This is a genomic window from Legionella pneumophila subsp. fraseri, assembly GCF_000586315.1.
Lineage (GTDB): Bacteria > Pseudomonadota > Gammaproteobacteria > Legionellales > Legionellaceae > Legionella > Legionella pneumophila_B.
Genome location: NZ_JFIM01000031.1, coordinates 1 through 18386, shown reverse-complemented (window position 1 = coordinate 18386; position 18386 = coordinate 1). Strand labels below are relative to the sequence as shown.

The window sequence follows — 18386 nt, the reverse complement described above, 5'->3', positions numbered from 1 at the left end:
GGGGTATTACAATGCAGAATAAATCGTTTAAACATTTATCTCGGCGCAGAGTACCCCCCGTGAATTCCTTTCTTGGAAAAAACAATCTGCCATAATTGCAACATTCTGGCATCAAAAGCGCCAGCACAAGAGAGTAAATAATAGTTCCACATACGGAAGAATTTTTCGTTATAGTGGGATTTAATTTGGTCCCATCCCTGGTTGAAATTCTCATGCCATGCCATTAAGGTTTTATAATAATCAGCTCCAAAATTATGCCAATCCTCCATGACGAATAATTTTTCGGAAGCTTCGCCTATTTGCATGATGGATGGAGTCATTCCGTTGGGAAAAATGTATTTTGAAATCCAGGGCGTGGCTTTTGTAACACTTTCATTTGATCCTATAGTGTGTAATAAGAACAAACCATCATCCTTTAAGCATTGATGAACAATCTCCATGTATTTTCGGTAATTCTTGTAACCAACGTGTTCAAACATCCCTAAGGAAACTATACGGTCAAATTTTTCATTTAAATCCCTATAATCCTGAAATCGGATTTCAACCGGCAAATGGGCACAGCGTGTTTTAGCTAACTCGTATTGTTGCTGTGATATGGTTATGCCGACTACGGATACCCCATAGTTTTCAGCAGCATATTTTGCCAGTCCTCCCCAACCGCACCCGATATCCAACAATTTCATATCGGGTTTAAGACAGAGCTTTCTGCAGGTTAGATCGAGTTTATCGAGTTGGGCTTGCTCCAAATTTTCAGCCTTTTTCCAATAACCGCAAGTGTAGTTCATATTGCTATCCAGCATAATTTGAAACAAATCATTCCCTCTATCGTAATGATGTCTGCCAACTTGCAGGGAGCGTTTTGGAGTTTGCAGGTTCAATATTTTGGATAAAAAGACTTTAAATGCCAGTTTAAAATTAACTTTAATTTGGGATTCAAGATTTGCATTAATCAGTTTTGAAATTAACAAATCAATTCGTTGACAATCCCACCAACCATCCATGTAGCTTTCACCTAAGCCTAAATCGGCATCACGTAATATTCTGGAGTAGAACTCATCATTATAAATTTGTATATCCCAAGGTGTCTGGCCATTGATATTGATATTGGCTAGATGAAGCATGTAATTGACAAACGTTTTTGCTTTGTTTTTTTTAATATCCATATCAAATTCCCTTTTTCTAAAGGATGTTTAAACATTCACAGAACGTAATATAATCAGCCACTCAAAGCGTCTATAATGGCTGTAACAAGATAATAAATGATAATCAGAAAAAACAACACAATCGAAATCAAGGGCAAAATAATCGTAAAGGTACGAATCAAAACTGCTGAAATTTTATTTGAACAAAGATTGGCCGATCCCCAAAAGGCTTTAATTAACCAGATGTATAAGACTATGCCATAGGAGAAGAGAGCCAAGGCTAATATATTATCCAGAGATAATGGTTTAGATGCCATTAACAAAATGGCAAATAAAATATAGAATCCAATATACGCCAGGCCGCCTTCAAGCAAAAAATAATCACCACCTGAACCAAACAGAACTTCAGAAAATTTAAGTTCCCCGTTCCATCCCTGTTTAAAGTAACGAAACATACGCATCCTGTTATGTTGTTTATAATTTTTATTATAAACCACGCTTAAAAAATGGATTAAAATATTTTGCAATAACGGGTGTTTCTTTTACTTCATTTCTGCCTCAATAACTAAAGTATTTATTAAGTCACCTGCCGACATAGGCCGGCATAATTGAGCTGATTGTCCAGCCCATAACGACATAAAATCAATATTATCTTTTTCCCTGGCTTTTTGCCTCATTACCTGGGTTAATGCATTTTGAATGGGGTAGTCGAGGATATTTATTTTCCTCTTATCCATGCAAGTAATGAATTTATTTCGAATTCCACGAGCAAGCTTTCCCGAAAAAGCACGTGTTAGTACAGTATTGTCTTGTTGCTGTGATAACAGGGTTTGTTTGTATTTATAAGTGATGCCAGCTTCAAAACAACTTAAAAAAGCGGTTCCTATTTGCACACCAGCGGCACCAGCATTCATGGCAGAAACTATGCCTTTACCATTCATGATTCCTCCGGCGGCTATCACTGGAATTTGTATTTTCTCTATTATTTGGGGTATCAGATCAGATAGTTGAATCAAAGCATCCTCTGCATTACCGATGAAAGTGCCTCGATGCCCTCCTGCTTCACTTCCTTGTGCAACAATGGCATCAATACCACTGGCTTCAAGTATTTTTGCCTCGTGTATAGTGGTTGCTGTTCCTATTAAAAATGTCGCATTTTCCTTCAAGTGTTTTATCCACATGGGCTTTAATGTACCGAATGCATAGCTAAAAACAGGGATTTTTTCTTCAATCAGGATTTGCATCTGGTCAACAAAAGATTGGGAGTAGGGCTTACTCACGGGACTGATTTCAATGTTTAGCTCAGTGCAGCACAGACTAATATCATCACAAGCTTTTTGAATTTGCTCTGGTGTAGCATGATGCTCTTCGGGTATAAAAAGATTAACAGCAAAAAGTTTACTTGTTAATTGGCGAATTTTTATAATCGCTTGTCTGATCTCATCAGGTTTCATATACCCTGCACCCAGAGAGCCCAAACCACCACTGTTAGAAACTGCTGCAACCAACTCTGGGGTAGTGGCTCCTCCTGCCATAGGTGCTTGAATGATAGGAAATTGAATACCAAGTCTTTCAGCTAATTTTGGATGGTGCATAGTAAGTAAAACTCCAAAAATTGGATAAATTTTTTGCCATATTTAATTTGTTTTCCAAAAAAAGGCGGGTTGCGAGATGTTCTTTGGAATTATCTAATAACCAATAACTAAAAGTAGCCAGATAAATGATGGTTAATCCGGTTTCTTGTATGGCACGTTGAATAAAAGTCTCTCTAAGACCAGCCGCTTCACGCCACCATTGAACAGTTTGGCTGATGCGTTTGATTGCAGGCAATTGAAGGTGAAGATGACCGGGCTCTAATTTATGAAATATCATTTGCCGGATTACTTTTTGCTGTCCTTCGAAAGTACTTAGCCAAGTCATTAATAAATCATGAAGTTTTTCTTTGGCTGTCAGCAAATCAAATTTTGGCTTTAAGACAGCATTGAGCATGGTTTCGTCAGCACGATCAAAACAGGCATCAATAATTTGCTCTTTTTCCGCAAAAAAATATCGGATCGTATTTAAATCGATATTTAATGCTTTAGCGATATCAATCAGCCTCACTTTTTCCCAAGAGGTATCCTGGGCAATGTCTATTGCTGTATTGATGATCTCATTTTTTAGTGTTGGTGCTATTTTTTCCATGAAACACCTCCCTGCCTCTTATTAGTTTATTACTAATTTTATGATCAGGATTAATTTTTGATGGTTTTGGTAGTTAAATTAACTATAAGTTAAATCAAAAAAGACTATTGGTTATTTCAATTAGTCTATGCCACACTTATTTTTATAATATCGGAATATTGAATTAAAAATGAAGAAAATAATTTTATACTTGTTTGTCGCTATTGGAGTTTACGCTGTCCTTCTATTTGCGTACAACATGCTGATAAATCGAGCCGGACAAACATTATATGGGGGTGCTCCAGCAATGGGGAGTGCCTATCCCATTGTTGAAAAAGTTAATGAGGTACCAGGTGGTTCTGGTGATAGCAACAATAATCCTTCTGCTTCAGATCAAGTCATGAAAGGAATGATAATTCGTAATGCGAATATCACTCTGGAGGTCAATGATCCGACTAAAGTTATTGATGAAATTATGCAGATGGCTGAGCGAGAGGGAGGATATGTAGTAAACTCTAACTTAAGACAGGATAGCTTCTATGTTGGTGGGAATGTAGCTCAAATCAGTATCAGAGTACCAAGTAATCGTTTAAACAATGTATTGCAAAATTTAAAATCTTTGGCTGTTAAAGTCATTGAGGAATCGATCACGAGTGAAGACATTACCCGGCAATACGTTGATCTTGAAAGCGAACTGAAAAATTACAGAGTCGCTAAAGATCAATTAAATAAAATTATGCAAGGTGCAAAAAATACTTCTGATGTACTTGCTGTCTATCAACAACTGAGTGAAACGCAGAGAAAAATTGATGTGATAGAAGGGCAGATTAAGTACTACAAGGAATCTATCGCATATTCACTAGTTACAATTTACCTGCAGATTGATCCTGCGATAAAAAATACACAAAATTCCACATGGCAAATATCTGAAGTTGTGATGAAATCTTACCAGGCTTTAATAGATAATTTACGGCAGTTTACTTATGGAGTCATCGAATTTGTTATCTTGTTTGTCCCAATGATCTTACTGTGGGGAATTATTGCTTTATTCGTATTTTGGATAGGTAGGGTAATTTATTCTCGTTTTAAACAATAGAATTTGCAGCGTATTTCAGATTTTGATTGAAGTAAGAGCTAAATACTCCCAACAGGATAGTTGGGAGCAAAAATAATCTTTTAGTTTAAACTTTAGGGCGCATATATTCGTCATTAGTCAGATCAAGGCTTATCGGTTTGGAAGTATTTTTGTCAGATAGTACATAATTTTTAGCCATTCTATCCCAGAAATACATACCACCTAGGACCAACGTTGTTGTTGCTGTAACTCTCGCACTATCAAGTGCTGCAGTCCTGGTTGCTCCGCTTAAGGTCTTTAACATACATTTCCCAAAAAATGATAACATATTTTCCGTCCTGATTAGTTAATTAATTATCCTGTTAATTATTCATCATTCATTCTAAATGAATTTCTGCCTAATGCAATACATTTCCCTGTTTATATGATTAAAATTAAATCAACCATATCTTTTTTAACGTCATGTAGATTAAATAAGTACAATTTATACCGTAAAACGTATTGTTATTTGTTAAGGCACAATGATGAAAAATAACATCCTTGTTACTCTTAATTATTTCTTGGCAGGGGATGGGGATGGAGTCTCTGACTCAAGCTCTTCGATTTCGACTCGTCCAGGCCAAATCTTTTTCAAAGGTTGAGGACCCATATATTCATCCATACCAAAAATGAGGGCAAAAGTGATGGCTGCTTGAGGAGCTCTTACCGCTACCTGTTGCAAATAGTTCACTTTAAAAAAGGTCATGAACGCATCTTTAAGACCAACCGCTTTTACATGTGATTTCATTTGACCAAACATGGTATAGGGTGACACAGTAACTAAACGGTTATTTTCAGCCACTTTGGTTTGCAACAATTTACTATCCGCATAAGCATTAGGGACGGTTGTAAATAATGTCGCAATGACACCAGAAGTAGCGCCGCCTAATATTTTGTTATACAAGTCTTTATCAAACTTATAAAATGAACTGACATAGTCTCCTGCAAATCCTATCAATGCAAAATTGACCCCACCGGCAAAAGAACGAGAACCCCAGTTGACTGAAGTTAATTTCCAAAAGTTGGAAAGGGACCATTTAAAGTTTTCAGCATTAATAACGCCGACATTTTGCAATCTTGCTTTTCCACTTAAACCATTACTAACCAATAGATCAGCCTGAGAAAAGAATATGGTTCCCAACCAACGTTGACGGAATGGGGCTTCGAATTCTTCCTCTTCTGTTGCTTTGTTCGTTTGTTTATGGGTTACAGCCACAGCACCGCGTTTTTGACCTGCAATAGCATAAGGAAGGAATCCACGGTACATGCCTCGAAAAAGTCCTCCGCTCAATCCAGATGGAGTTCCAGATTGTGAAAATTGCAATTTGTTTAGCAAGTATTGAAATGGTTGAGTTCCTGCAGAAACAGTGAAAGAAATAGCTCCTGTTTTAAAAACTAAATTGGCCATTTCATAGGGCGTCAACAGATAGGGTGAACTATTACCCTGTTTCTCTCTACGTTCTTGCATTGTAAATCCTCTTTGAATCACTTAAATCAATGTGCTGTAATGATAACAATTTATTATTAAGCAAATATTAACTGGTATGAAAAAAAAATATTAAGTATGAAAATAATATGTAAAAAATGAGACAAATAAGACCACAAAATAGATTAAATTTATACAAATTAAGCATAATTATTTTCTTTTTGAATATAAAGTAAGCATTTAATCTTGCTTTCTGAATTTTAATTCGTTGAGTTAATGAAGTACTTCATCTGGATATTTAGTGCTACTTCACAACAGAAAACTAAAAAGCAAGTTTTAACTGTTCCCAATATTGATTATAAAGCGCTAGTGTTTCTTCGCCGATGTCGCGTTGGAAATAACCCTTCTTTAGTATTTCGTCTGGCGGATAAACCACAGGGTTATTTTTTATAGGTAATGGCAATAATGCTCTTCCTGCGGCATTGGTAATCGCATGTCCTTCCTTTAGTGCAATTTGAGCGCTTGTTTCCGGTTTCAGTATAAAATTAATGAATTGGAGGGCTTCTTTCAGGTGGGGCGGGTTTTTAGGGATAGCTAAACAATCCACCCAAATCACAAAACCATCCTGAGGATAAATGAACCCAATGGCTTTATTTTCTGTATGTGCTTTGAAAGCATCGCCATTCCATGCTGATCCAATAAAAGCATCCTCATCTATCATGATGGCTTGAATGCTATCACTGGCAAATAACTTAATATTAGGTACCAATTGTAAGAGATGCTCATAGGCTGCTTTTATATGGCCTGGATTGATATCATTGGGATCAAACCCCAGGCTCATCAGGGCTATGGCAAATATTTCGCGTGAATCATCAAGTAACATTAACTGATTACGCCACTTTTTATCCCATAAGCCTTGCCAGGTTTTTGGCGGGTTCGATACAGAATTATGGTTAAAGAAAATCCCGGTTGCTCCCCAGATGATGGGTATACTATAACGGTTGCCCGGATCATAATCATTCTCGACAAATTGTTTATCCAGATTATGAAGATTCGGGAGTTGTTTGTGATCGAGTAATTGCAACATACCTTGTTTTTGCATGCGCTCTACAAAATAGGCGGAGGGGAGGATGACATCGTAAATAGTTTTTTGACTGGCTCTTAACTTGGCGTACATGGTTTCATTGCTATCATAAGTCGAAAAATTAACTTTAATTCCTGACTCTTGTTCAAATTGTTGAATGACTTTTTTAGGGATTTCACCTCCCCAGGCATAGACATTAACTACTGGATTGGAGAATGCCTTAAATGTAAGAAGAGCAAGCAACAAAGAAATAATTTTCATATCAATTTACCTGACAGGCGATGAGAGATAATAACGAGAATCATCGATAAACCAAATGTAATAGAGCACAGTGCATTGAGTTCAGGAGTGACTCCAGCACGGACTAAAGAGTAGATGGTCAAAGGGAGTATAGTAAAATCAGGCCCTGCCACAAAATAACTGATAATGACGTCATCAAATGACAAAGTGAAACTTAATAAAAAAGCGCTTAAAACAGCAGGCCACAATAAAGGGAGTAAGACCCTCGTTAAAGCATAATAACGACTGGCACCGAGATCGAGGGCGCCAAAATAAATGTTGGGATTTAAAGTATTTATTCGCGAATTAATGGTTAGGATAACAAAAGGAATTGAGAAAGTAATGTGGGCGGCTAAAAGACTCAAGAAGCCAAGCGGCACTTGGGTAATATTAAAGAAAATCAATAGGGCAACACCCAGGACTATATCGGGAATAATAATAAGTAATAGTAATAAGGTGTACAGGATCTGGCGGTGTTTTGTACGAAATAAAAATAAGTTAATTGAGGCCAGTAACCCCATTGTTGTAGCGATTAAAGAGGAGGTAAGACCCAGGATGATGGAATTGAAAACGGCAGACCACAAGCCGCGGTCATGAAATAGTTCTCTGTACCATCGCAAAGAAAAACCATGCCATTGTAATGAAAATTTAGCATCGTTCACTGAATAGAGCACCAGTATTGCTATGGGAATATAAAGAAAAGCATAAACTAAAAAAAGAAACAGACGTTGTGTCATTGTTTTCATCGAATGACCTCATTGTTCTGTCGCCGAAAAATGAACATTAAAATAAGCAAGACGGAAGTTAATAGCACACTGGTAGCGGCTCCCTGCGGCCAATCGCTTAGGACAAGAAACTGATTTTGAATTAAATTACCTAATAAAATGGATCGAGCACCGCCTAATACATTAGGTATGTAAAATAAAGTCATTGCTGGCAATAGAACTAACAAGCAGCCTGACAAGATTCCTGGGGCTGTGTTAGGCAAAAATACTCGAGTAAATATCGACCATTTGTTTGCCCCTAAATCTTTGGCTGCCTCGATTAACCTGAAATCGAACCGTTCCATGTTAGTAAAAATGGGTAGAACCATGAAAGGGAAAAGATTGTAAACCAAGCCAATAACGACTGCAAAATTGGTATAGAGTAGTGACAAGGGAACATCAATCAAGTGCAATTTCAGCAATAGGTCATTTATCACCCCTTTATATTTCAGAATTGCAATCAGTGCATAAGTTCTTATTAATGAGCTTGTCCAGAAAGGTATGATAATCAACAGCAATAAAATAGATTGATGTTTTGATTTAATCATTAGATAACTAAAAGGATATGCGATGATCAGGCAAAGCAGGGTAGTGATAGAAGCCATCAGCAAGGAGCGGAAAAGGATTTTTGCAAAAACAGGGGTGAACAAGTCAAAATAATTTTCCAATGTAAATGGCAAGGTAACAAGATGAATGCTGTCTTGTGATAAAAAGCTGGCAACCAGCACCATCAACAAAGGAATGAAGCCAAAAATAATTAACCAAAAATACAATAAATACAGGGCGAATGATTTAGCCTTCATAAGGTAATAAAACCTCCCAGCCAGGCAACCATTGTACCCAAACGGTTTCATGGAGTGTGTATTCGAGCTTATCATCGTCTTCATCAAAAAACTCTGAAGCATTGATGATTTTGCCTGATGACAATTCCACTTTGAGATCAACCGTAGAACCTTTATAAACAATATCAACAATGCGACCAGGCAACATTCCTTCTGTCTTTTCGACCTCAGATAAGCTCCAAACTCGAATGTCCTCTGGACGCACGATCAAATGAAGTCGGTCGTTAACTTGATAATTGCCAGTGTTTTTGCAGAATAATTGTATTCCTTCAATGTTCGTTATGATGTCTTGATCTTTTATTGACTGAACCTGAATATCGAATATATTCGCTTCGCCAATAAACATGGCAACATGCAGGTTTGCCGGTGTTTCATAGACTGCTTTAGGTGTTCCGATTTGTTCAATGTGGCCGTGATTAAAGACGACAATACGGTCAGACATTGATAAGGCTTCCTCCTGATCATGCGTTACAAAAATAAACGTCATATTCAAGGTTTTTTGTAATTGCTTCAATTCGGATTGCATGGCTTTCCTAAGCCTGTAGTCAAGGGAACTTAATGGCTCATCCAATAACAGCACTTGAGGTCTGTTGATGATAGCTCGGGCAATGGCAACACGTTGCTGTTGGCCTCCACTTAATTGTTTCACATTTCGTTCTGCTAACAATTCAAGTTGCACCAGTTTTAATGCATCAAGGACGCGCTCTTTGATTTCCTGGTTAGGAGTTTTTTTGCAGCGCAAGGCAAACGCGACATTTTCGAAGACTGACAAATGAGGGAAAAGAGCATAACTTTGAAAGACAGTGTGCACATCCCTTTTTTGTGGTGGTAACTGATTAACACATTGACCATTAATAAAAATATCACCTTGCGTTGGTTGCTCAAAACCGGATATAAGGCGAAGAAGGGTTGTTTTTCCACAACCTGAAGGGCCAAGCAAGGTTAAAAATTCACCGTCATTGACGTTTAACGACACATTATTCAAAATTGGCGTATTGCCGTATGATTTATAGATCTGACGGATTTCAATGAGCGGTGTTGTCATCTGCTTTATTAAATAAAAACTGCAATTATGTGCGCTGCGACTGATCTTGTCCAGTCAATCACAAACTTTGTTCCCAATATTAAAAAATTAGTCAATTATTATCTATTTTTGTGTTTTGTACATGAGCAAAAAAATCAGTCATGCCCGCGTAGGCGTATATGACCGATTTTTTTGCTTATGCACAGAGATTTCGCGGCGGATATCATGACTTTATCCAGTAGATCATTTATTGAATTTTCCAATCGTCAGGATTGTCATGGGGTAAATTTTTGAAATGCTCCAGAAGTTCGTTCAATCCCTCACGTCCTGTTGTATCTATTTTATTTTTTGCAACAAATTGCCTTCCAAAAAGATTGCTTTGATAACATAAATCAGGATTCTCCGTGTCAATGACTTCAGCAAATACTTTGGCCACTTCGGCCGCAGTTTGAAAAACAGTATTCTGATGGAACCATAGGTAAGCTTGTTCCGTAAAATTTTTATAGTATTTCTCAACAATATCGGAGCGAGAGCCTTCAAATCGAGTCAATTCTGTTGCAATTGGCCCAGGTTGGAAATTAATTACTTTGATATTCCATGGAGCCAGCTCAATTGCCAAGGATTCTTGTAATCGTTCAAATGCTGCAAGTGCTGAAAAATAGATTGCTATTCCTGGAATACTAAAGGGAACAGAGGTAAAAATCGTGGAAGTCGTTGTCAATAAGCCTTTTTTTCTTTCTCTCATTACAGGGATGAATCCCCTGATTAAAGCCAATGGGCCAAATACTTTGGTTTGATAAGTTGTTAATACGTCTTGAGTGGTTGCGCTTTCAACAGGGCCAATAACCACATTCGCCGCATTGTTAACTAATACGTCAATATATTGATATTGAGATAAAACTTCTTTAATAAAGCGGTCAATTGAATGTTCATCGCATAGATCTAATGTTTTTATATCTAAATGGCTGGAGTTTGAAATGTTTGCTTTGTCAATTTGGCTCGTTTCAAGATTTCTCACTGTCGCAATGACTTGATATCCACGATTTAGCATTTCACATACAAGATTATATCCTACACCGGATGTTTTTGAGCAACCTGTGACCACCGCTATTTTTTTACCCATCTTCGTCATATCCCTATACTGATGTTTTTCTTCAGCGATAACCTGATTATAGCCCTTTTATTTATTATCGATTTTCCAAACGCTTAACTGATTTTTTGAAAGCAGAAAAATATTGGTTGAGAAAATAAGGGATATTCAGTGATATATAGTTTATTACCGAGATTAATTGCTCTCGTTTGATTATTGGGACATTTATTCTGATAAGGATTGACAATATTGGAGACAGAGGAATTAAAAAAATCCCGTATTTACCTAAGGTAAATACGGGATGTCCCTTCAAAAGAGGGCAGATATATTACATTGTAAAACGGTTTGATTCTTCGTTTTCTTCGTCTTCTTCTTCCGTTTCTTCATCTACTTTTTCTTCACTCTCAGATTCAGAAGATGAAAATTCTGATTCTTCTGTTTTTTCTGCTTCTTTCGCATCTGTTTCTGCTGCCAGTTCGTCATCAACATTTAAGTTTATGCCTTGCATCAGGAATTGCAGTGCCAATAGACTCATTATTTCCGGGCTGCCATCCATAGTAGCAAATACTAATGTATCATCCGCCTGAATATCCATAACATGGAAGTGAGCGTGGCCCTTGGGGCATGGCATGACCATGGCATTAGGAGTAAAACCAAAAAGAGTCAATATACTGCTTTTGGGTTGTTGATTTCCTTGCTGGTTTCCCTGTTGATTTGTTTGCTGATTATCTTCTTCAGAACGTCTTTCAGTTTTTGGTGAGGCGGGGGGTGTTAAAGGCATAATCATTACTCCTAAACTAAAATTAAATCCAAAAAATACTGCCCAAAAAAGATAATCTAATTAAGAATCTATCTTTTCGGCGACAAGTTTACAATTAATTTACAGAGTTTGGTAGAGTAATTAAACAATTTTTTCGTATTGAAATAAAAGACAAAATTATTTTTGCAATATGTATGAAAATTATAAAAAACGCATTTAATAATTTTTATATGATTATATAAATAACAAAGAAACCTCTGCTTAGTTATTTTTTGATTATACTTAAAGATAACCATCAAGAGGAGATGAAGTTTTGGCTGACTCCAGATCATCAATTCAAAGTATTTTGGAAATCGATAAACGATTTGATGAAAAATATTATAATTATTTGGTTGATGATAATTATTTAATTCCAGCAGAGGCCGCTGTTATAGCCAATGGATTATCAATATTCAAAAAAGAGTTTGAGAGCGGAAACTTATTCACACAGAGAAAAGACAATCATGAGTCTTTCAATCATGAACAAATCCTGCAGTATTATTTGGAATTGGCTCTTATTTGTGGGCGTCTTGATATCATTAAATACCTTATCGATGAACTTCATGTTTCTTTATCTGAGGAAAAATTATTGCATTTTCTATTTTTGCACAATCCTTATGAAGGAAATAAATACTCTCAAAACATTGTAGAAATTTATAATTATTTGAAAAATAAGAAGGCAATTAGAGAAAATAATCAGCTATTAGAAGATGTTTTTTTAAGGGAAGCTAAAAAAGGTCATTTTAACGCAGTAAAAGCGATTATAGAGCTTAAAATTATACCTGATATCAATGTTACCGACTCCGATGGGCATACAGCATTTTTTTACTGTATTTTAGAAAGTAAGAAAAAGCGATTTTTCTTTAATCCTAAAGAATTAGGAGAAGTAGATATTGTTTTATCAGTTCGTGATAAGGAAATTCTTGAATTGATGGATCTGGTTGATGCAGCCATTTTGGCAATGGAAGATCGAGATGAAGAAAAACTGGTGAAAATAAGGAAAGTGCTTGTCGACTCTATAAATAAAATTCCTGAGACATTAATAGAGGATTGTTTGATACGGGCAATTGAGTTGAGTGATGTCAAGATGATTCAACTTCTGTTACCTGTATGTAATCCTGAGCTAAAGTTCTTGATGTTAGATAAGGTCAACTCCGTTGAAGCGGGTATGTGCCTGATAGAGTATTTTATAAGAAGGGGATTTCATATACCCGAAGCAAGAAGTTTGGAAGGTTATGCGCACAGGTTAGGGTTAAACGAATATAGTGCTGGTGCTGAACAGGCAAACAGGTTTTTGTTACATGCGGTCGGTAAATATGTCAATCAGACAGACAATAGTGAAGATTTCAAACCTATTTTAAGGGCACTACAAAAGACAGTGCTATTAAACGCCATATCAAATGTGGAAGTAGCGCGAAAAATTTTATATCAAAGCTATATGGAAGGAGAACCTCTATTGCTCACAGTAGGATGGACTCAACATGGCGTTGGTTTATCTATATTGTGGGATGAAAAGTCAAATAAAACTTATCTTGTATTTTCTAACCGTGGGCAGGGAGGAATAACGTCATGTCTTACTGAGCAGGATTTAATTGAGAAGAAAGATCCAAAAGCTGGTTCCGTTATCTATGAGATAAACGGTAAACTGAATGAAGAGTTTTTCTCTCATTTTGAAATAGGTGAAAATAAATTGGGTCTTTTTCGATATCAACAGAAATCATTTGAAAAAGATATCAGGAAATGTCTTAAAGAGGCACGGATTTTACACCCTTTTATTTTTGCGTCAGCACAAAACTACGCCACCTGCGGTTATGTTAATACGAAACAATCCATACGCGGTTTCTTATGTGTTTTTGGTATGACAAGAGGCGATTCTTTGAGTGAAGAGTTAATCGATAAAATGAGTCGTCAATATAAAGAATTTACAACTCATGATAGAAATATAGCTTGTTCGGAGTTAATTGAAGATTTTCAGATGAAACTTAAGTTTGATTCCAAGTATATTCTGAAGGAATATCAAGATTTCATTGTCAAATTGATTTTATCGCATTGTACATCGGATAAACCAGAAGATATTGAGCGAACCAAGCGGTTATTTGCAGTGTTACCAGAAGAGATACAGGAAAAGCTGGCTTATCTGATACCTTACCATATCGTAACACAGAAAGCCGATAAGTCATCAACGTTGCAAAATCTCAGCCTGTTTAGACATCATGAAGAACCTTCCTCCCAAAATGACTGTTTTTTATATAGCCCGGTTACAGTAATTGCTGATTCCGTGGATAACTTACTGGATAAATATCGTGAGATGAATACACTGCTTAAATTTTTAGAGTCTCAGGGCTATACAGAAAAAGATATTCCAAAAATTGTTTTGGAAAATAATTCAGTCCGTATTCATACAAAACCGGATAGAGATTTTAAATATGAAGTAAAAGAACTTTTTCCCAAAGATATCCAGGTTGTTAATGTCCAGGGAAGATATGAATTTGTTCTCAAGGATTTAAAAGAAGTAAATTGTGTGTTAAACAACTTAAAAAGCAAGGCTTCAGATAACCAAAGCGATTTAGATCTTGGAATATAGGACTTGAGAGAATATTGGGTTTAACTGTTTTATTCTTTATATGAATCTTTGATACAGCCCTTAAGTACCACCAGGAAGCAATATTTTAAAGAATTACCTAAGGATTTCTCATGAACCCCTACCAACAATTAGAACAACATTTTAAAAAATATTACGATTTTGAAAATTTAGCAGCCATTGTCTCCTGGGATGAAGCAACAATGATGCCAGCCGGTGGTGGGCAGGCGCGTGCAGAAGCGTTGGCCACTTTAAGTGCTGTACAACATGAATGGTTAACCAATAAGAAAGTAGGTGACTGGATAAAGCAGGCAAAAGATTTACCCGGTTTATCATTATGGCAGCGAAGAAATATCTATTGGATTGATAAGCAATATCAGCAGGCAACCTGCATTCCAGCGCAACTGATAGAAGAGTTTACGAATGAATCTTTGATATGTGTTCAGGCATGGCGGGAATTACGAGCTAAAAATGATTGGCGCTCATTTAAACCGTACTTTAAAAAGTTATTTGAAAAAGTAAAAATGATTGCCGATATTAAATCACAACGATTTAATAAGCCTTGTTTGGATGTCTTAATCGACGAATACTCCCCGGATTTGGATTGCAAGGCCATCACCCCGGTTTTTGATATCTTGAAACAAGAAATACCAGCTATTATTCCCAACGTTATCGAAAAACAAAAAAGGCGAGATATTAAAGTGATTTCAGGTGATTTTTCTGCGGAAAAACAAAAGCAATTTGGGATTGAAATCATGTCTCGATTGGGGTTTGACTTTAATCGTGGCCGATTAGATGTTAGCCACCATCCGTTTTGTGGTGGTATTTCAGATGATGTTCGCATGACAACCCGATACAGCGAGCAGGAATTTATATCTTCCTTAATGGCAATTACCCATGAAACAGGTCATGCCCTGTATGAGCAAGGCTTGCTAAAAGAATGGAGTCGGCAACCTGTTGGCCATTCATTGGGAATGTCTGTGCATGAGAGCCAATCGTTGCTTATTGAGATGCAAATTTGTCGAAGTTTGGACTTTATAAGTTTTTTGGTTCCTATCGCGAAAAAATATTTTAAAGAAGCTCAAAATATAACTGAAGAAAATCTTTATTTTCATTGTACGAAAGTACAACCTGATTTAATTCGTGTTGAGGCAGACGAAGTCACTTATCCACTACATGTAATACTGCGTTACGAAATCGAACAACTTTTGTTTTCTTCGGAGATTACTATTGATGATTTACCAGAGGTATGGGACAACTTCATGAGAAAATATTTAGGATTATCAACCAAAGGGAACGACAAAAATGGTGTGATGCAAGATGTTCATTGGCCTTCTGGAAATTTTGGCTATTTTCCAGCGTATACGTTTGGTGCATTAATTGCCGCTCAATTGTTTTCGGCGGCCAAAAAAGCAATCCCTGATATCAATGATCAAATCAAATCAGGTGACTTTCAATCGTTGTTAATTTGGCTTAGAGAAAATGTTCATCAAAAAGCAAAGTTATTTTCTTATCAAGAGTTATTGCATCAAGCAACAGGCGAAAACTTAAACCCGCAATATTATTTAGCGCACATTAGAGAAAGGTATTTATAGAACAGGGTAAAGTTAGATAAAATTTGCAGGTTGTATGATTTTAATCAAGAGGGTTATCAGATGTTACTTTTTAGTTTAGCAATGTCCAAACACAAACTCATTTTTACTAAACTGTCTGAGTGTATGGAGTATTTGGATCTTGTTGCAACATGGGCAGAAGACGAATGGGGATATATTCGTAATAAAGGGGTAGAGTTTCGTAAAAAAATCCTGTCTGATTTGAAAGAGCATACTTATATAGGAACTTTTAATGGACAACCCATTGCCATGTTCGTTTTATTCGATAAAGAGATGAGTTCGGAATTTAACTATGGAAGATTTAAACCCCCGGTAGTGAGTGAGTTGATGTATGTCTATATTGATGAACCTTATAGAGGAATGGGTTTTGGAAAGCAAATTATTGATGAGGCGAAACAATTAGCTAGCTGTTCAAAATCGGAATACATTATGTTGGATACTTTAAAACCTGGCTTGAATCGATTTTATGAAAAGAGCGGGGCAAAAGTGATTGCAGAAAATCAATTGTTTTCGCATCCAACTGATGTATTGACAATAAAGATATAAGTTGTGATCTCTATCATGGGTAAGTAATGCTCTTTTTTATGTGGACATGAACGTATTATCGTGTTTAAGTAATCATATATTCAATGGGTACAATAATTAATCATGAGAGTAAATTTCTTCTCGGTTAATTATTTCTTCTTTCATTAGACCTCTTGCCCTAAAACAAAAGAGATAGGTTGGGCAAGAGGTCTATTTTAGAGTCAAAAGCATTGTCGAGCTGCTTCAGATGGAGCATGCATTATTAGAGAGGAGGGAAGAGGCTTCATTTTTTCTTAATTGTTTTATATAGCATCTGTATAGGGATTTTGGGAGCGATAATATGGCATTAAGTAAAGAAATTCAGAATAAAAGTTTAAGATCATTAATCCAAAAATACGCCAGACAACTTAATGAAACAGACAAGAAACTCATAGAGCTTATCAATAATCTCGCTGCAGCAGATGATATTCCTTTGTATGCCCAAAACCAAAATGTTATCAATTTGTTAATTAAAACCATTAAAGACAGCCAGTCTGAACACAGTCCGGATTTGGAGGGAACTTCTTATTTCATTTATGGATTGATCACTGCAGAAATGGAGGCTCAATCTGAAATAAACCGCCAAAGACATCTTATGCAGGGACGTTTTGATGAAACAGCATTGTATTTAAGAACAGAGCGTGATCAAATGCAAGATCATGACATGACTCTGCTCATGCCAAAATCTCAGGGGCGTATCGTTGTGATGGCAGTTCTCAATCGCTACGACTCTCATTCTGCTAATGCGATTATAGACACTTTGGCAAGTGATGTATTCAATCCTGAAGTTCATTACATTATGATACCTGTTGGACCCGGACATTGGCGAGGAGTTTATTTAAGCAAACCCCAAGGCGGCACTAGCGATACAGCTTATGATCTTGAATTATTTGACCCTTATGGGCCTGAAGGCGCTGCAATACTTGATGACTATGTACTTGATTTATTAAACCAGTGTGGCGTTCCCAAAGAGCTTGTGAATATACGGCATACGGGTCCGAAACATCCGCAAGGTGATGCTTACTCATGTGGGGATTTTACTTGTGCCTATAGCCATAAGAAAATGAAAGAATTTGGAGCTCCAGAAGGTAGTTATAATCCGATTCTTATCGATACACTGGATAATTTAGGTAATGAAGATAATGTGCTTCGTATGGCAACGCGCGAAGAAACGCAAGCCCTTGTTGATAAAGACAGAGGAAGACAGCACATTCATCCTGCTGTTCAGTCTATGCGGGCTGCAGATAAAAAAGAGCCAATATCGTCCACTGACAAACTTAAAGCAGGAGCAAAAGGGTTATCCTCCGAAATTGAAAATACTAATAAATCAAAAAAAACAACTATTCGGCAAACTGTTAAAGATAAAGAAAGTCAATTATCACCGGCTATGCGAACAGGTCTTTTTATAGGTGGGGGTACATCCGCCTCAGGAGGAGCAGGGGCGATTGTTGGCGGACTCATAGGTTTTTTCCTTTTGCCAGGATTGGGTGTATTAATGGGAGCGATAGCGGGAGCTTTTATTGGTGCAGGAGCAGGTTTGTTGATATCAGGTATTATAGCCAGTGTATTTTGGAATAGAACTCCATTAAATATTATAAAAAACCGTGAGAGTAACACCGAGATTCAAGGCATCGATTTAAAATCAGACTCTGCGGGTAAACCTGATAAAGAATGCTCAGAAAAGGACGAGGAGCCTATCCACACTCCTCCTTTATTTTTCACTCCCGCTACGCAAGAGAGAAACACAAATGACATGGCCGATGAGTTGAGTTCAAGCGGTCCTAAAACATAGAAAAACAATCATAAATTTATTTTATGGATACCGCTGGCAAGCAGCGGTACGTAGGCGGTGAGGATGAATGCGTATTCCGGAGGACTTGATCACTAATTCCGTTAGGCAT

At 36.9% G+C, this 18386-nt stretch carries 17 protein-coding genes; 5 read left to right on the top strand and 12 right to left on the bottom strand.

What is annotated here, in order from left to right; translation table 11 throughout:
• Positions 1-35 precede the first annotated feature (35 nt).
• The 4 genes from cfa to CC34_RS0107955 all read right to left on the bottom strand — a co-directional run bounded on the left by cfa (position 36) and on the right by CC34_RS0107955 (position 3326).
• A complete protein-coding gene (cfa, locus tag CC34_RS0107970; protein ID WP_027227714.1) occupies positions 36-1163 on the bottom strand; it encodes a cyclopropane fatty acyl phospholipid synthase in 1128 nt (375 codons plus the stop codon).
• Positions 1164-1216: 53 nt separating this feature from the next.
• Positions 1217-1597: a hypothetical protein gene (locus tag CC34_RS0107965; RefSeq protein ID WP_027227715.1), complete on the bottom strand. Its 381-nt coding sequence runs from the start codon at positions 1595-1597 to the stop codon at positions 1217-1219.
• Positions 1598-1684: 87 nt separating this feature from the next.
• The gene (locus CC34_RS0107960) at positions 1685-2737 is read right to left on the bottom strand and encodes an NAD(P)H-dependent flavin oxidoreductase (RefSeq protein ID WP_028379370.1); all 1053 of its coding nucleotides are present in this window, start codon (positions 2735-2737) and stop codon (positions 1685-1687) included.
• Positions 2715-3326, bottom strand: a complete 612-nt coding sequence (locus CC34_RS0107955) for a TetR/AcrR family transcriptional regulator (protein ID WP_027227717.1) — start codon at positions 3324-3326, stop codon at positions 2715-2717. Before CC34_RS0107955 ends, CC34_RS0107960 begins: the two co-directional genes overlap by 23 nt.
• A gap of 169 nt (positions 3327-3495) precedes the next feature.
• Here CC34_RS0107955 and CC34_RS0107950 point away from each other — a divergent pair, with 169 nt between their 5' ends.
• Positions 3496-4401: a DUF4349 domain-containing protein gene (locus CC34_RS0107950; protein WP_028379369.1), complete on the top strand. Its 906-nt coding sequence runs from the start codon at positions 3496-3498 to the stop codon at positions 4399-4401.
• Between the two features lie 85 nt (positions 4402-4486).
• Here CC34_RS0107950 and CC34_RS0107945 read toward each other — a convergent pair whose 3' ends face one another.
• The 8 genes from CC34_RS0107945 to CC34_RS0107910 all read right to left on the bottom strand — a co-directional run bounded on the left by CC34_RS0107945 (position 4487) and on the right by CC34_RS0107910 (position 11709).
• Entirely contained in the window at positions 4487-4684 is a 198-nt protein-coding gene (locus tag CC34_RS0107945) for a hypothetical protein (RefSeq protein ID WP_027227719.1), read from the bottom strand.
• Between the two features lie 249 nt (positions 4685-4933).
• Positions 4934-5908 (bottom strand): lpg1137 family Dot/Icm T4SS effector, encoded by a 975-nt coding sequence (locus CC34_RS0107940; protein ID WP_080272119.1) that lies wholly within the window; start codon positions 5906-5908, stop codon positions 4934-4936.
• Between the two features lie 259 nt (positions 5909-6167).
• Positions 6168-7190, bottom strand: coding sequence for an ABC transporter substrate-binding protein (locus CC34_RS0107935; protein ID WP_027227721.1), 1023 nt, complete (start codon positions 7188-7190; stop codon positions 6168-6170).
• Positions 7187-7954, bottom strand: coding sequence for an ABC transporter permease subunit (locus CC34_RS0107930; RefSeq protein ID WP_027227722.1), 768 nt, complete (start codon positions 7952-7954; stop codon positions 7187-7189). Before CC34_RS0107930 ends, CC34_RS0107935 begins: the two co-directional genes overlap by 4 nt.
• The gene (locus CC34_RS0107925) at positions 7951-8775 is read right to left on the bottom strand and encodes an ABC transporter permease (RefSeq protein ID WP_027227723.1); all 825 of its coding nucleotides are present in this window, start codon (positions 8773-8775) and stop codon (positions 7951-7953) included. The genes CC34_RS0107930 and CC34_RS0107925 overlap by 4 nt, the downstream gene beginning before the upstream one ends.
• Positions 8765-9859, bottom strand: a complete 1095-nt coding sequence (potA, locus tag CC34_RS0107920; protein ID WP_032830229.1) for a spermidine/putrescine ABC transporter ATP-binding protein PotA — start codon at positions 9857-9859, stop codon at positions 8765-8767. Before potA ends, CC34_RS0107925 begins: the two co-directional genes overlap by 11 nt.
• A 226-nt stretch (positions 9860-10085) precedes the next feature.
• Positions 10086-10961: an SDR family oxidoreductase gene (locus tag CC34_RS0107915; protein ID WP_229310329.1), complete on the bottom strand. Its 876-nt coding sequence runs from the start codon at positions 10959-10961 to the stop codon at positions 10086-10088.
• A 295-nt stretch (positions 10962-11256) separates the two neighbouring features.
• A complete protein-coding gene (locus CC34_RS0107910) occupies positions 11257-11709 on the bottom strand; it encodes a hypothetical protein (protein WP_028379368.1) in 453 nt (150 codons plus the stop codon).
• Between the two features lie 292 nt (positions 11710-12001).
• Between CC34_RS0107910 and CC34_RS0107905 the strand changes: the two genes are divergently transcribed.
• The 4 genes from CC34_RS0107905 (at position 12002) to CC34_RS0107890 (ending at position 18277) form a co-directional block, all read left to right on the top strand.
• Positions 12002-14311 carry a hypothetical protein gene (locus CC34_RS0107905; RefSeq protein ID WP_028379367.1) on the top strand — a complete coding sequence of 770 codons (2310 nt, stop codon included), beginning with the start codon at positions 12002-12004 and terminating at the stop codon, positions 14309-14311.
• A 110-nt stretch (positions 14312-14421) separates the two neighbouring features.
• A complete protein-coding gene (locus CC34_RS0107900; RefSeq protein ID WP_027227728.1) occupies positions 14422-15903 on the top strand; it encodes a carboxypeptidase M32 in 1482 nt (493 codons plus the stop codon).
• A 60-nt stretch (positions 15904-15963) separates the two neighbouring features.
• Positions 15964-16467 (top strand): GNAT family N-acetyltransferase, encoded by a 504-nt coding sequence (locus CC34_RS0107895; RefSeq protein WP_028379366.1) that lies wholly within the window; start codon positions 15964-15966, stop codon positions 16465-16467.
• A 292-nt stretch (positions 16468-16759) separates the two neighbouring features.
• Complete coding sequence (locus CC34_RS0107890) at positions 16760-18277, top strand: type IV secretion protein Dot (RefSeq protein ID WP_080274164.1); 1518 nt, start codon at positions 16760-16762, stop codon at positions 18275-18277.
• Positions 18278-18386: the final 109 nt, after the last annotated feature.

What these genes read in the sequence shown, in the direction of transcription:
- CC34_RS0107925 (WP_027227723.1), bottom strand. Translation starts at nt 8,775, where the DNA reads ATGAAGGCTAAATCATTCGCCCTGTATTTATTGTATTTTTGGTTAATT.
- CC34_RS0107965 (WP_027227715.1), bottom strand. Translation starts at nt 1,597, where the DNA reads ATGTTTCGTTACTTTAAACAGGGATGGAACGGGGAACTTAAATTTTCT.
- CC34_RS0107945 (WP_027227719.1), bottom strand. Translation starts at nt 4,684, where the DNA reads ATGTTAAAGACCTTAAGCGGAGCAACCAGGACTGCAGCACTTGATAGT.
- CC34_RS0107900 (WP_027227728.1), top strand. Translation starts at nt 14,422, where the DNA reads ATGAACCCCTACCAACAATTAGAACAACATTTTAAAAAATATTACGAT.
- CC34_RS0107950 (WP_028379369.1), top strand. Translation starts at nt 3,496, where the DNA reads ATGAAGAAAATAATTTTATACTTGTTTGTCGCTATTGGAGTTTACGCT.
- CC34_RS0107960 (WP_028379370.1), bottom strand. Translation starts at nt 2,737, where the DNA reads ATGCACCATCCAAAATTAGCTGAAAGACTTGGTATTCAATTTCCTATC.
- CC34_RS0107895 (WP_028379366.1), top strand. Translation starts at nt 15,964, where the DNA reads ATGTTACTTTTTAGTTTAGCAATGTCCAAACACAAACTCATTTTTACT.
- CC34_RS0107955 (WP_027227717.1), bottom strand. Translation starts at nt 3,326, where the DNA reads ATGGAAAAAATAGCACCAACACTAAAAAATGAGATCATCAATACAGCA.
- CC34_RS0107930 (WP_027227722.1), bottom strand. Translation starts at nt 7,954, where the DNA reads ATGAAAACAATGACACAACGTCTGTTTCTTTTTTTAGTTTATGCTTTT.
- CC34_RS0107910 (WP_028379368.1), bottom strand. Translation starts at nt 11,709, where the DNA reads ATGCCTTTAACACCCCCCGCCTCACCAAAAACTGAAAGACGTTCTGAA.
- CC34_RS0107915 (WP_229310329.1), bottom strand. Translation starts at nt 10,961, where the DNA reads ATGGGTAAAAAAATAGCGGTGGTCACAGGTTGCTCAAAAACATCCGGT.
- cfa (WP_027227714.1), bottom strand. Translation starts at nt 1,163, where the DNA reads ATGGATATTAAAAAAAACAAAGCAAAAACGTTTGTCAATTACATGCTT.
- CC34_RS0107935 (WP_027227721.1), bottom strand. Translation starts at nt 7,190, where the DNA reads ATGAAAATTATTTCTTTGTTGCTTGCTCTTCTTACATTTAAGGCATTC.
- potA (WP_032830229.1), bottom strand. Translation starts at nt 9,859, where the DNA reads ATGACAACACCGCTCATTGAAATCCGTCAGATCTATAAATCATACGGC.